This is a genomic window from Cloacibacterium normanense, from assembly GCF_003860565.1.
Taxonomy (GTDB): domain Bacteria; phylum Bacteroidota; class Bacteroidia; order Flavobacteriales; family Weeksellaceae; genus Cloacibacterium; species Cloacibacterium normanense.
Genome location: NZ_CP034157.1, coordinates 1,859,950 through 1,873,664, shown reverse-complemented (window position 1 = coordinate 1,873,664; position 13,715 = coordinate 1,859,950). Strand labels below are relative to the sequence as shown.

At 33.0% G+C, this 13,715-nt stretch carries 11 protein-coding genes; all 11 read left to right on the top strand.

The window, feature by feature from the left end:
- Positions 1 to 402: 402 nt before the first annotated feature.
- The 11 genes from EB819_RS08555 (at position 403) to EB819_RS08505 (ending at position 13,442) form a co-directional block, all read left to right on the top strand.
- On the top strand, positions 403 to 1,509 hold the full coding sequence (locus EB819_RS08555) for a hypothetical protein (RefSeq protein WP_069798094.1): 1,107 nt from the start codon (positions 403 to 405) through the stop codon (positions 1,507 to 1,509).
- Positions 1,506 to 3,545: a GT-D fold domain-containing glycosyltransferase gene (locus EB819_RS08550; RefSeq protein ID WP_069798096.1), complete on the top strand. Its 2,040-nt coding sequence runs from the start codon at positions 1,506 to 1,508 to the stop codon at positions 3,543 to 3,545. Before EB819_RS08555 ends, EB819_RS08550 begins: the two co-directional genes overlap by 4 nt.
- A 2-nt stretch (positions 3,546 to 3,547) precedes the next feature.
- Positions 3,548 to 4,435 carry a glycosyltransferase family 2 protein gene (locus EB819_RS08545; protein WP_069798098.1) on the top strand — a complete coding sequence of 296 codons (888 nt, stop codon included), beginning with the start codon at positions 3,548 to 3,550 and terminating at the stop codon, positions 4,433 to 4,435.
- On the top strand, positions 4,432 to 4,986 hold the full coding sequence (locus tag EB819_RS08540; protein ID WP_069798100.1) for an acyltransferase: 555 nt from the start codon (positions 4,432 to 4,434) through the stop codon (positions 4,984 to 4,986). Before EB819_RS08545 ends, EB819_RS08540 begins: the two co-directional genes overlap by 4 nt.
- Positions 4,983 to 6,110: a glycoside hydrolase family 88 protein gene (locus EB819_RS08535; RefSeq protein WP_069798101.1), complete on the top strand. Its 1,128-nt coding sequence runs from the start codon at positions 4,983 to 4,985 to the stop codon at positions 6,108 to 6,110. The genes EB819_RS08540 and EB819_RS08535 overlap by 4 nt, the downstream gene beginning before the upstream one ends.
- A gap of 3 nt (positions 6,111 to 6,113) precedes the next feature.
- The gene (locus EB819_RS08530) at positions 6,114 to 7,301 is read left to right on the top strand and encodes a glycosyltransferase (RefSeq protein ID WP_069798103.1); all 1,188 of its coding nucleotides are present in this window, start codon (positions 6,114 to 6,116) and stop codon (positions 7,299 to 7,301) included.
- A gap of 494 nt (positions 7,302 to 7,795) precedes the next feature.
- Complete coding sequence (locus EB819_RS08525; RefSeq protein WP_069798105.1) at positions 7,796 to 8,917, top strand: glycosyltransferase family 4 protein; 1,122 nt, start codon at positions 7,796 to 7,798, stop codon at positions 8,915 to 8,917.
- 604 nt (positions 8,918 to 9,521) lie between these two features.
- Positions 9,522 to 10,613, top strand: coding sequence for a glycosyltransferase (locus EB819_RS08520; RefSeq protein WP_069798109.1), 1,092 nt, complete (start codon positions 9,522 to 9,524; stop codon positions 10,611 to 10,613).
- Complete coding sequence (locus EB819_RS12970) at positions 10,613 to 11,170, top strand: serine acetyltransferase (RefSeq protein ID WP_069798111.1); 558 nt, start codon at positions 10,613 to 10,615, stop codon at positions 11,168 to 11,170. Before EB819_RS08520 ends, EB819_RS12970 begins: the two co-directional genes overlap by 1 nt.
- A gap of 53 nt (positions 11,171 to 11,223) precedes the next feature.
- Positions 11,224 to 12,264, top strand: coding sequence for an EpsG family protein (locus EB819_RS08510; RefSeq protein WP_069798113.1), 1,041 nt, complete (start codon positions 11,224 to 11,226; stop codon positions 12,262 to 12,264).
- Between the two features lie 2 nt (positions 12,265 to 12,266).
- Positions 12,267 to 13,442, top strand: a complete 1,176-nt coding sequence (locus tag EB819_RS08505; protein ID WP_069798115.1) for a glycosyltransferase — start codon at positions 12,267 to 12,269, stop codon at positions 13,440 to 13,442.
- The last annotated feature ends 273 nt before the right edge of the window (positions 13,443 to 13,715 follow it).

Here is a 13,715-nt window from a genome sequence, read left to right as displayed (position 1 = left end):
CCAGCCCTAAAGGGATCTCATTTTATTTCCTAAACCATTAAAATTTTTCCACCCTTTAGGGTTGGGGAAAGAAAATTTTTCCACCTCGCTGGCTGAGCACAGACCGAAGGTCTGCGAACGAAGTTCACGAAGCCAGGGTCTGGAAAAAAGATATTTTAAAGGGGAAAGAGGAATTAAAAAAAAGAAATAAAATGAGATTACCCCAGCCCTAAAGGGATCTCATTTTATTTCCTAAACCATTAAAATTTTTCCACCTCGGTGGCTGAGCCTGTCGAAGCCAGAGTTGGGGAACAAAATTTTAAAAGGTTCCCCTCTTTTAGAGGGGTGGCATTCCGAGAAATCGGAATGACGGGGTGTAAAATAAAATATTGAAATTATTGAAGAGTTGTAATAACAAATTAAATGAAAAAATATATATACATTTCTTTAACGGTCATATTTTCTATCATTCTATTTTATTTATACTACAATTTAATAACGAAAGAAGATGGTTGGGTATTAGGAGATTGGTTGATTAATTATCAAGATGGTGGGTTTAAAAGAAGAGGTTTATTAGGGACGTTATTTGTCTTTTTATACGATACGCTAAATTTAAATATTCCTAAACAAGTTTTTTTTATTGCTACTTTTCTTTGGTTAAATTTTTTATTGTTTTTATATACCCAAATCTCAAAAATAAAAGTAAATATTTTTGGAATTATACTGCTTTTATTTAATACAACCTCTCTGTTTTTTAATGCCGTTTCTACGGCGAGTATTGGTAGAAAAGAAATTATACTATTTAATATATTTCTTTTGTATACGGTATATTATGATAAGTTACACTATAAATGGAGAACTTTAATTTTTGGGATGCTTTTACTGTTGGTGTCGTTTATTCACGAGTTAACTTTTTTTTATATTGGTTATTTTATTCTATTTGATAGGATAGCGAATAAGGCTAAGAAAGTTAATGTATTTTCTACTTTTATTTATGTAAGTGCTGTTTTTATTCCAGTATTTCTTTTTTATATGTTCGGAGGGAATATTAATTCGGGTCATTCATTAGAGTTCTTAAAAATAAAAGGAATTAATAACCTTACCAATGGTATTTTTAATCATCATGAAAATTATAATACGCTTCAGCATTACAAAATTTATTTTACAGGATATTTAAAATACGTTATACCATTAATGATTGCTTATGGAAGTATCTTTTATTTCGTAAGAATTTATGGCCCTAATTACAGAATTATACTTAAAAATTTTACTATAAATTTACTTTTTTCATTACCACTTTTTTATCTTGCAACAGATTGGGGTAGGTGGCTGAATATTCATATGATATTAAGTACAATAGGAGCTATATATTTAATGACGAAAGAAGAAAATAAAACAGAAATTACCAAAAATCAAAAATTTAAAATAATAGTATGGGTCTTGTTATGTGCATTTATTCAAACAGCAGTTTGTTGTAATGGGGCAAAACTCAATTACTTTTTAGAAATCCTTTTATCAAAAATTCCATGAAGAAAAAACTACTTTTTGTAATCCCAAGTTTAGCCTTAGGCGGAGCAGAAAAAAGCTTCGTTAATTTGCTCAATGCTTTAGATTTCGAAAAGTATGACGCAGAGGTCTTTCTCTTTGTGAAATCTGGCGAATTCCTTCCTTTATTGCCTAAACAAGTAAAACTACTGCCCATTTCAGAAGATTTCGCTACCTTTTCTTTACCTTTCCTAAAATCGGTTTTTACCTTTTCTAAAAAAGGAAGATTAGATTTGGCTTTATACAGATTGCTTTTTGTATTAGCTAACACCAGAGCAAGAAATGCTTCGGTTTCAGAACAAATCACTTGGAAATACTTGAAAAATTTCTTTCCAAGAATTCAAGGGAATTATGATCTTGCCATAGGTTATTTAGAAAAATCTTCGAATTACTTTATTACAGACCGTGTTTCGGCTTCCCAAAAAATAGGTTGGATTCATACCGATTTGAAAGCCTTGGATCTAGACTTTGCTTTTGAAGAAAAATACCTGAAAAAATTAGACAAAATCATTACGGTTTCCGAAAATTTAGTAGATAAATTACAAACTTATTTCTCTGAAATAAAAGAGAAATTTCACTGCATAGAAAACATCAATTCAGCGAAAATTATCAATGAATTGGCCAATCAACCACAAGAAGCAATCCTCAAAAATGATGAGGCTTTCAATATCATTTTTGTAGGGAGATTGGTCAAAGAAAAAGCCTTGCATATAGCCATAGAAGCACTAGAACTGTTGCTGAAAAAAAACATCAATGCGAGACTTTATTTGGTGGGAGAAGGCAATAAAAGACCAGAACTTCAGAAAATGGTTCAAGAAAAAAACATTGGGGAGAAGGTAGTATTTTTGGGAGTGCAGAGCAATCCTTATCCTTTGGTAAAAGCTGCAGATTTATTTTTAATGACTTCTGTTTTCGAAGGGAAATCTATTGCGCTAGAAGAAGCAAAGATTTTAAAAAAGCCAATAGTCATTACTGATTTTTCTACGGCTTCAGAACAGATAACAGACGGAAAAACAGGTCTGATTGCCGAAATGAATGCCCTGTCTGTAGCCGAAAAAATAGAAAAACTCTACCGAGACCAAGATTTCAAAAATGAAATCATCAATAACCTTTCTCAAGAAAAATTAGGAAATGAAGACGAAATTGAGAAATTAAACTCCATTCTTAATGAAAAGATTACTTCTCCGGATAAAATAAAACTAAAAACAAAATTGGTATATAGTTTTAACAGGATTTTAAAGAAATTGATTAAGCTTAAAATTTTAGAAACCAGTGAGTCGATTGATTTGCTAATTCATCATGAATTTTCATTAGCAAGATATGGTGATGGTGAACTTAATATAATGATGGGTGGAAATATTCATTTTCAAGAGTATCATCCAGATTTGGCCAAAAGGTTAAAGCAAATCCTTTTAAATTATAATGATAAAACTAACCTTAAGATTGGGATTCCATTAGCAATCAATACTGTAAAAGAATATAAGCCAGTCGTGAAGAAATTTTGGAATATGAATATGGATACAGGGAGATTTCACTGGATTAAATATTGTGGGATTTATAAGCAATACCTTAATGCTAGTTTAACGAGATGTTATATAGATTATTTAGATAAAACTAAAAGCAAATTATGGTTTGAAAATATCATGCTTCTATGGAAAGACAAAAAGGTTTTAATCGTAGAAGGAGAAAATAGTAAATTGGGAGTGAATAATTCTCTTTTTTCTAATGCTAAAAGCATAGATAGAGTAGTTACTAAATCAGAGAATGCTTGGGATAAATATTTTGATTTATTCACAGATACCTTATCTCGTGCTGGTGAATATGATATTATTTTGGCTTCATTAGGTCCTACTGCCACCATTTTAGCAAATGATATTGCTCAGAAGGGTTTCAGGATTGTAGACATCGGACATCTTAATTTAGAATATAATAAATATATCGCAGATTATGGTGAAAATCCTGGTTCGCTCATCTTAAAGGAAGAAACATGTCATTCGCAAATTATTTGCAAAATATTATAAATATGTCTATTACGATTCTTACGCCTACTTATAATAGAGGTCAATACCTTCATCGTTTATATTTAAGTTTATTAGAACAAAATACCAAAGATTTTACTTGGCTTATCGTAGATGATGGAAGTACTGATTCTACAAAAGAACTAATAGAAAATTATAGAAAAGAGAATAAAATTAAAATTGAATACTTTTATAAAGAAAACGGAGGAAAACACACGGCTATTAATTTTGGAATAAATAGGGTGACTTCGCCCATTGTAGGAATTGTAGATTCAGATGATTGGCTTACCAGTAAAGCGCTTGAAACCATCAGTAAATATTGGGTTATCATAAAAGAAAAACAGAATATAGCTGGAATTCTTGGCTTATCAGCATTTAAAAATGAAGAGCTAATAGGCACTGAATTTCCTCAAAATAATTGGGAAGTTTCTTTTACAGATATCTATTTGAAACATAAAGTGCTAGGAGATAAAGCTGTTTTTTTTAAAACAGAAGTATTGCGCAATTATCCATTTCCCGAAAAACAGGGAATTCATTTTGTTTTTGAAGCAACAGTTTGGCACGAAATGTCAAAAAAATACAATGTTCTTGCAGTTAATGACTTATTACAATACAAAGAATATACAGAAGATGGCATCACCCGAAACACCTACAAAAAAGACTATGTAAAAGGCTTAGCGTTTTCTTTTTTTCATTTAGTGAAAAACAGAACCTATCCTTTTGCTAAATATCCGCATCATTTTTTGTGGAACTACATTCACCTGGCGATTAATTCACTTTTATCAGGCGAAAGTTATTTTAATCAACTATCTTTGATAGACAAAATAATTTACTTAATGTTCTATCCAAGAGCGTATTATACATATTCAAAATTGAAAGATAAGGTTTTATGATTAGGAAAATTATTTACAAAATAAAACAAATCATTGCTGGAGTGTCAAACGAACAGCTATCTGTTCAAGCCAACTTAAAGGAAGGCATGAAAGTGGGCAAAAATGTCTATGGTTTAGACAATTGTACCATAGACCATGGTCATTGTTGGCTCATCGAAATTGGAGATGAGGTAATTTTTGCACCTCAAGTGTACCTTTTAGCGCATGACACCAGCACCAAAAGAAGCACCGGTTATGTAAGAGTAGGCAAAATAAAAATAGGGAAGAACTGTTTCATTGGAGCCAGAGTAATGATTTTACCAGGGGTAGAAATTGGCGAAAATTCTATTGTAGGCGCAGCAAGTGTGGTAACCAAATCTTTTCCGGAAAATTCGGTGATTGCAGGAAATCCCGCACAATATATTTGTAGCGTGGAAGAATATGAAGCAAGGGTAAAAGAAAAATTTCAAAATACGCCTCATTTTTCGGAGGACTATGAATTGGGAAGAATTACACCCGAAAGAAAACAAGAAATGCTCGATAAAATAGAAAAATTTGGTTTTGTAAAATGATGACAGTTTTATTTTTGATGACGCTATTTCTGCTGTTGGTACTATCAGTAGACTTTCTTCCTGATTTTTGGACTTGGCAAAGCCGTATTAAAATAGGAAGATTTACCAATGAAAAGGCATGGAAAGAAAAAGTCTTACAGAAATCGGTGACTTGGCTCAATAAAATGCCCAAAACCAAAATAAAAGACGTAAATAGACTCTTGCTAATAGACCTTCTGACAAATCAGCACACTAATAAAACCCTACAATCTTGGCAAGAATCCTCTTTGCTTTTGGGGTTAATTCAAGCTTACAAAACTTCTCCCGAATCTCATCTGAAAGCGGAAATCTTAAAATTTGTGGATTTCAAAATAGACCAAAAAGGAAATTGGATTTCAGAACCCCAAGAAGTAGATGCTGCTTGGTTGGCTTTTGCCCTTTCAGAAATTCCTTTCCTAGATAGAAATATAAAACCAGCATTAGATACGGTTTATCAATTAATCAAATCTAAACTAGGAGAAGACGGAACGGTGATGTACAGAGCGTCCACTCCCAATTACAGATATGTAGACACCATTGGTTTTACAGCTCCATTTTTAGCCAAATACGGTAGAGATTTTCAAAACGAAGAAGCCATCAATCTGGCCATTACGCAAATCAAAGCCTTTGAAAAATACGGAATGCTAGAAAATAAAATTCCAGCTCATGCGTATGAAATTCATTCTAAAAACCCTGTGGGGATTTTCGGTTGGGGACGCGGTTGCGCTTGGTTTTTAATCGGTGCTTTAGAAACCTATAAAATACTGCCAGAACTACATTCCGAAAAAGAAGATTTACAAGAAATATTACAAAAATTAGCAGAAACCTTAGTGAAATTTCAAAAAAAAGATGGCAGTTTCTCTTGGAATTTCTTAGATACAGATGCGAGAAGAGATTCCTCTGCAACGGCTGTTTTTGCTTGGTTTTTAAAAGAAATGAATAGAGCAGATTTCGCTCAGAAATCGCTACAATATTTACAATCGGTTACCCAAAGAAATGGAGCCGTAGATTTTTCTCAGGGAGATACCAAAACCATTGGCGTATATTCCCAAAAATTTGAAATTTTACCTTTTACACAAGGTTTTGTACTAAGAACTTTGTTTTAGAATATGAAGAAGAAAATACTTTTTGTCATTAACAGTTTATTAGTTGGAGGAGCAGAAAAATCACTGATTTCTTTATTGCATGAAATAGATTTTAAAAAATATGAGGTAGATTTATTTCTCTTTTATCATGTAGGGAAATTTTTAAATAAAATTCATAAAGAAGTTTGCCTATTATCACCCATTGAGAATTTTAAGTACTTTGATATGTCTTTTAATCAGGCGGTTAAAGAAAATCTGTATAAAGGGAACTTTAGCTTGATAAAAGATAGAATTAAGTTTTCCTATTTATTAAATACTGAAAAACAAGATGTAATTTCAGAACAGAAAGCTTGGAAATACATTAAAAATCATTTACCTGCCTTAGAAAAGGATTATGATTTAGCCTTTAGTTTTTTAGAAAAAACACCCAACTATTTTATCATCGACAAAGTAAAAGCGAAAAAGAAAATCCTTACCGTAATGACGGATTATAATGCTCTTGGGATGATAAAAGAAATAGACAAACCTTATTTTGAGAAAGCAGATAAAATTGCAGTATTGTCAGAAGAAAATAGAGAAGTGCTAATTAGAAATTTTCCTGAAATGAGTGATAAAATCATCATTATTGAAAACATGATTTCTGAGAAAGAAATTTTTGTAAACGCTGAAGAAAGAATCACAGATTTTCCAGAAAATACTTTCACCATAGTTTCTGTAGGAAGATTTGTCGAGGGAAAAGTCCATGAAATAGGAGTAGAGGTAATGAAGATTTTGAAAGAAAAGAATCACGATTTTAGATGGTTGATTATTGGTGATGGAAGCAGAAGAAACCTTATCGAAGATTTAATTAAAAAATATCATCTAGAAAAGTACGTCACACTTTTAGGAGAGAGAGACAATCCCTATCCTTACATCAAGAAAGCAGATGTTTTTTTACATTTGTCAAAATTTGAGGGTTATGGAATTGCGATTGCAGAAGCGAGAATTCTAAAAAAATGCATCGTACTGAATGATTTCAACACCGCTTCTAGTCATATCAAAAATGGCTTTGATGGGGTAATAACGTCTTTAAATCCTGTGGAAATTGCATCAGAAATAGAAAAACTGATGTTAGATAAAAATTTGAGAAAAAAATACGAACAAAACGTAAGTTTCGATAAGGATTTTGCCCAGAAAATTTTGAAAAAAATAGAAAACATCATAGAAAACTAAACTCTATTTTTGAAGATTTTCACATCTATTAGGACTGGAGGCAATGAAAATCTTCAAAAAAATCAATAAAAAATTCCACCCCGCTGGCTGAGCCTGTCGAAGCCAGAGAGAAGGAAAGAAATTTTTCCACCTCGGTGGCTGAGCCTGTCGAAGCCACGGTTGGGGAAAAGATTTTTTAAGAGAAAAAAAGATGAATTGAAAACGGTTCCCCTCTTTTAGAGGGGTGGCATTCCGAGAACTCGGAATGACGGGGTGTAAAAAAATAAGCGAGTAATTAAAAAAAAAGTAAACACACGCTTAGAAGTGAATTGATTCGCTTTCTTTGCTTGCTTAATAAAGGATAAAAAAGAGATAAAACCTTTGCGTTTCAAAAAAATGAGCAATACGGTTTAGAAGCCACGGCTAAAAAAAAAAAATTTTAGAAAAAAACGAGTAAATAATTAAAAAATACATTTTACTTTGTACTTAGTACAAGGTATACCAAACAAGCACACTTGAAAAAACTACTCTACATCACCAATGCAATTGACGGTTCAGGAGGTCTGGAACGCGTGCTTTCTGTGAAAACAAAAGTGTTGACAGAAGATTTCGGGTACCAAATTCACATCATCACGCTCTCGAAGTCAGAGTTTGTAGAAAATCAGTCTTCAAAAAAAGATTCGTTCTTTCCCTTTTCGGATAAAATTGTGCAACACAATATAGACGTTTCAGGAAATCCTTTGCAATACATTTCCAAATACATTTCGGGGATAAAAAAGGTGGTCGCAAAAGTAAAGCCAGAAATAATCTTAGTCTGTGATGATGGATTAAAGGCGTTTTTCTTACCTAAAATACTAGGCGCAAAAATCCCCATCATTTATGAGAGACACGTTTCTAAACTCATAGAAATTTCAGAAAATCAATCTTTTATAAAAGGAATCTTCACAAAAGCGAAATTCTTTATGATGGATATTTTGGCCAAAGATTTTACCCAATTCATCGTCTTAACACAAGGCAATAAAAACGAATGGAAATCCAAAAATGTAAAAGTCATTCCCAATCCATTGCCATTTTTTCCTTCTGAAAAATCTTCTCTTCAAAACAAAAAAGCAATTGCAGTAGGCAAACAATCCTACCAGAAAGGTTTTGATAGATTATTGAATGCTTGGGCGCTTTTAGGCGAAGAATTTCAAGATTGGCAACTCCACATCTATGGAAAGTTGGACGAGAGTTTAGGCTTAGAAAAACAAGTTCAAAATTTAAAAATAGGGCACCAAGTATTTTTTCACCCACCAGAAAAAAAGATTGAAGAAAAATATGCAGAATCCAGTATTTTTGTGTTGAGTTCCAGATACGAAGGTTTTGGTATGGTGCTCATAGAAGCCATGAGCTTTGGGATTCCTTGTGTGAGTTTTGATTGCAATTACGGACCTTCAGACATCATTAGAAATAACGAAGACGGATTTTTAGTAGAAAACGGAAACGAAAAAGAATTGGTCGAAAAACTACAATTGCTGATGAAAAATGAAACCCTTCGTCTGCAAATGGGCAAAAAAGCCAGAGAAAATGTACAACGATTTTTGCCCCAAAACGTAGTAAAACAATGGGGCGAACTTTTTAAAAAACTGAGCTCATAGAGTAAAATAAATATTTTAAAAATCTCACTCCGATGGCTGAGCCTGTCGAAGCCATGGTTGGGGAAAGAAAAATTAAAAAATAAAAAAAAATCTCACCCTTTAGGGAAGGGGAAAAGATTTTTTAAGAGAAAAAAAATTATAACCACGTTGGCTGAGCACAGACCAAAGGTCTGCGAACGAAGTACAAGGGGATGTTTTTTGAAGATTTTCACATCCTTTAGGACAAGAGGCAATGAAAATCTTCAAAAAATAAAAAAATCCCGTTGGCTGAGCCTGTCGAAGCCAGAACAAAAAAGCCACGAAGTGGCGATATCAATCAGCATCGGTATTTATCCCGATGAAATGAAGCGAAAAGAAACAGAATATTTTGTAAAGCCACGAAGTGGCGATGTCAACCAGCATCGGGATGAATCCCGATGAAATGGAGTAAAAAGAAACAGAATATTTTGTAAAGCCACGAAGTGGCGATATCAACCAGCATCGGGATTCATCCCGATGAAATGAAGCGAAAAGAAACAGAATATTTTGTAAAGCCACGAAGTGGCGATATCAATCAGCATCGGGATGAATCCCGATGATATAGAGCGAAATAATAAAGAATCACATGAAAATTTTTATTTTAATAGACCAACTACATACGCACGGAGGAATAGAAAAATTAGTGGCAGAAAAAGCCAACTATTGGAGCGATGTTTTTGGTTTTGATGTAAAAATCATCAGTACAGAACAAGAGAACAAACCATACGTATATAAACTTTTACAAAAGGTAACCTTTCGAGACCTTGCCGTCAACTATCACCGTGGAATCAGCTTTTTTCATCCCAAAAATTTGGGAAAATTGACAAAAAACTTCTTCCAAATTCAGAAGTTAGTAAAGCAAGAACAACCAGACGTGATTTTGGTAGCGTCTCACATTCCCATGACTTATCTTTTGCCTTTGATGAAAACAAAAGCAAAAATCATCAAAGAATTTCACTATTCCAAATACAATCAACCTGATAATTTTAAAGAAAACCTGTTCAATTTCATTGAAGGGAAATATGATGCCTTAGTGGTATTAAGCCAAGAGGAAGCGAGTTTTTATAAAACCAAAAATACAGTAGTCATTCCCAATCCTGTAAAAATTCCAGATTTTAAAATCAATACCATTGCCGATAGAGAAAATAGGGCAGTGGCAGTTTTGCGCATAGCGCCAGTAAAGCAGTTAGAGAAAATGATGAATGTTTGGGGGAAATTTTCAGAGAAAAATCCAGATTGGCAATTGTATATCTATGGCGCAACCGAAGGAGAATATTTTGAGAAAATTCAACAATTAGTACAAGAAAGAAAACTAGAAAATACCATTATTTTCAAAGGAAAAACCAATGAGGTTTACACAGAGCTCAATAAAGCCAAAATTTTTCTGATGACTTCTGAACAAGAATGTTTCCCGATGGTCATTTTAGAAGCGAATGCTTGTGGCGTTCCTGTACTGTCTTTTGATTGTCCTACAGGTCCTAGAAATATCATTCATCATCAGGAAGATGGGGTTTTAGTTCCCCATAATGACGAAGAAGAAATGCTGCAAATGCTGGAATTTTTAGCCCAAAATTCCACAAAAATTCAGCGTTTATCTGAGGGTGCAGTACAAAATGCTAAAAATTATGAACTCCAAAAAGTGATGAATCTTTGGAAAAGTCTTATTTTTGATCATTGATGAGAAATTTATTCTATTTTTTCGGACAATTGTTGTGTATTCCGCATGTCTTGTTGTTTCTTTTTTCTGAGGAAAAAGAAGTCATTACCAAAGATTTATATGCGAGAAAAAATTTTAATGCTTCCAAGTGGCATCAAGTATGGGACTTGTCAAAAGAGTTGTGGCTGAATAGATATTTCAGAACGCTCTTCTACCACAGAACACAAGGCCTTTTTTCTAAAATATTGAGAATTTTCTATCCTAAAGCATCTACTTTTATCATCGATGTCAATACCAAAATTGGAGGAGGTCTGCAACTCGCACATCCTTATGCCACAATTTTAAACGCCGAAAAAATTGGCGAAAAGGTATATGTCAATCACTTGGTAACCGTTGGCGAAAAAAATGGCAAAAGACCAATCATTGAAGATGGGGTAGAACTTCATGCCAACTGCATCGTAATCGGTGGAATTACCATCGGTAAAAATGCGAAAATAGGAGCAGGAGCTGTGGTGACCAAAGATGTTCCCGAAAATGCCATCGCTGTAGGAAATCCCGCTAAAATCATTTTGAAATAGTGTTTGATTTTATATTCATATCAGATTATAATCCCTTGTATTTTCATTTTATAATGATCATTACAAGCTATTCTTTTCTACAATCCAATGTAAAAAAAATAGACGATGTAGATACTGTAAAAATGATGACTTTCTTGGGTTATTTTTTGCTGATTACGGTACTCTTATACATGGGAACTCGCCCTATCTCTTTCGTTTTTGGAGACATGATTAATTATGCGGATGGATTTCAGAAATTACAATTAAGCCCCAATGTAGAGATTGGGAAAGATTATATTTTTTGGTATTTTACCAAGCTTTGTGCACAGATTATTGATGCACGAGAATATTTCTTCTTAATCGCAGTAATCTATATTCTACCGAATTATTTTTTTGTGAAAAAATATTTTAATGAATACTGGTACATTCCCTTGCTCATGATTTTTGGTTCCTTCTCTTTTTGGACCTATGGAACCAATGGATTAAGAAATGGCATGGCAACTTCAGTTTTCATAGGGGCGCTATGTTTGTATGACAGGAATAAATGGCTCATGTACGGATTGATGGCGTTATCTTATGGGATTCACAATTCTTTAATGATTCCGATTGGGGCTTTTATCGTTTCTGGCTTGTACAAAAATCCTAAAATCTATTTATACATTTGGCTTGCCGCAATTCCTCTATCTATTGTGGGAGGAAGTGCCTGGGAAAATTTCTTTGGTTCATTGGGAATCGGAGATGAGAGGGTAAATAATTACATGACGGGTTCAGTAGACGCTGGGACAACTTTCTCTTCCACAGGGTTTCGTTGGGATTTTGTGGTGTACTCTGGTTTTGCAGTTTTTGCGGGATATTATTACATCATCAAGAGAGGGTTTCAAGATAAATTTTACACGCATCTTTGGGGAACCTACATGATTGCCAATGCGTTTTGGATTTTAGTAATTAGAGCCAATTTCTCGAATAGATTTGCCTATTTGTCTTGGTTTCTCATGGCAGTAGTCATTGCATATCCCATTTTTAAAGTGAAATTTTGGAAAGAACATTATAAAATGGTAGGCAGAATTTTCTTTGCCTATTATTTATTCACCTATATCATGTTTTTAAGAAGTTAACGATGAAGATTGTTTATTGTTTAAATAGTATTAAAGGAATAGGGGGAATCCAACGGGTTACGGTGGTTAAAGCAAATGCTTTAGCTGAAATAGAGGGGAATGAAGTATTTGTAGTAGTAACAGATAATCAGCAAAATGTACAATGTGAAACGCTTTCAGAAAAAGTAAACTTTATACATTTAGAAGTAAATTACTATGAAGATGATTGGATTCCTGGCATAAAAACAAAATTTTCACAATTCAGAAAAAAGAGAAAGCATAAAAAGGAATTAAAGAAAGTACTCAATAGTATTCGACCAGATGTGGTTATTTCTGTTGGCCAATCAGAAAAATTTATATGTAGAAAAGGTTTTGTAACCACGTCTAAACCTATTTATATAAGAGAACTACATTTTGTGACGCATTATAGAAATATTTTGGCGAAAACATTTATAGAAAAGATAAAAGCGAAAATTCAAAACGATTTAGATTTTGGATTTTTTTGTAAATTCTTTTATGATGCAGTTATTCCTCTTACGCCAAAAGATTTAGAAACGAATTGGAAGAATTTTCAGAATGTCTGGTTTGTTCCCAATCCTATAACCACCAATTTACACGTAAGCGAAGAAGAGAGAAAAACCCAATTAAATAATAAAGAAAAAAAGATTGTTGGGATAGGAAGGCTTACTTTTATTAAAAACTTTAAAAGCTTAATTAACTCCTTTTCAAGAATTGCCAAAGAATTTCCAGATTGGAGTTTAGAAATTTATGGAGATGGAGAAGATCATCAAATGTTGCAAAATTTAATAGAAGAAAAAAAATTGAAAAACCAAGTTTTTTTAAAAGGATTTACCAATGATGTGGATGGTATTTTAAATAATTCTTCTATTTTGGCGCTCACTTCTATTATGGAAGGTTTTCCGTTAGTGATGTTTGAAGCAATGTCACATGGAAATGCTGTTGTATCTTATGATTGTGATTTCGGCCCCTCATTTATAATAGACAATCATGAAAATGGATTTTTAGTAGAAAATGGTAATGAGGAAGATTTTGCAAAGAAATTAACCTTATTAATGCAAGATGAGATTCTACTGAAATCATTTGCAAAATCTTCAATAGAAAAAAGTTTTAAATACACTCCTGAAATAATATCCCATCAATGGATGCGTTTATTTAAAGAAATAAGATTAAAAAAATAGCCTCACCTTATCATTCTGAGCAAAGTTGAAATAAGGCAATAGAAGTAAAAAAACAATCAATAAAAAATCTCACCTCGGTGGCTGAGCACAGACCGAAGGTCTGCGAACGAAGAATAAGAGGATGTTTTTTGAAGATTTTCACATCCTTTAGGACAGGAGGCAATGAAAATCTTCAAAAAACACAATTCAAATGCGTTTAAAAAAACGAACGCAATACATTATAGAATAAAGTGTTGAGGAAAAGATTTTTCAAAGCTCAATAGAAAAGTAGGT

Coding starts and splice junctions, on each gene's coding strand:
- EB819_RS08530 (WP_069798103.1), top strand. CDS start 6,114: ATGAAGAAGAAAATACTTTTTGTCATTAACAGTTTATTAGTTGGAGGA.
- EB819_RS12970 (WP_069798111.1), top strand. CDS start 10,613: ATGAGAAATTTATTCTATTTTTTCGGACAATTGTTGTGTATTCCGCAT.
- EB819_RS08505 (WP_069798115.1), top strand. CDS start 12,267: ATGAAGATTGTTTATTGTTTAAATAGTATTAAAGGAATAGGGGGAATC.
- EB819_RS08520 (WP_069798109.1), top strand. CDS start 9,522: ATGAAAATTTTTATTTTAATAGACCAACTACATACGCACGGAGGAATA.
- EB819_RS08510 (WP_069798113.1), top strand. CDS start 11,224: ATGATCATTACAAGCTATTCTTTTCTACAATCCAATGTAAAAAAAATA.
- EB819_RS08540 (WP_069798100.1), top strand. CDS start 4,432: ATGATTAGGAAAATTATTTACAAAATAAAACAAATCATTGCTGGAGTG.
- EB819_RS08535 (WP_069798101.1), top strand. CDS start 4,983: ATGATGACAGTTTTATTTTTGATGACGCTATTTCTGCTGTTGGTACTA.
- EB819_RS08555 (WP_069798094.1), top strand. CDS start 403: ATGAAAAAATATATATACATTTCTTTAACGGTCATATTTTCTATCATT.
- EB819_RS08550 (WP_069798096.1), top strand. CDS start 1,506: ATGAAGAAAAAACTACTTTTTGTAATCCCAAGTTTAGCCTTAGGCGGA.
- EB819_RS08545 (WP_069798098.1), top strand. CDS start 3,548: ATGTCTATTACGATTCTTACGCCTACTTATAATAGAGGTCAATACCTT.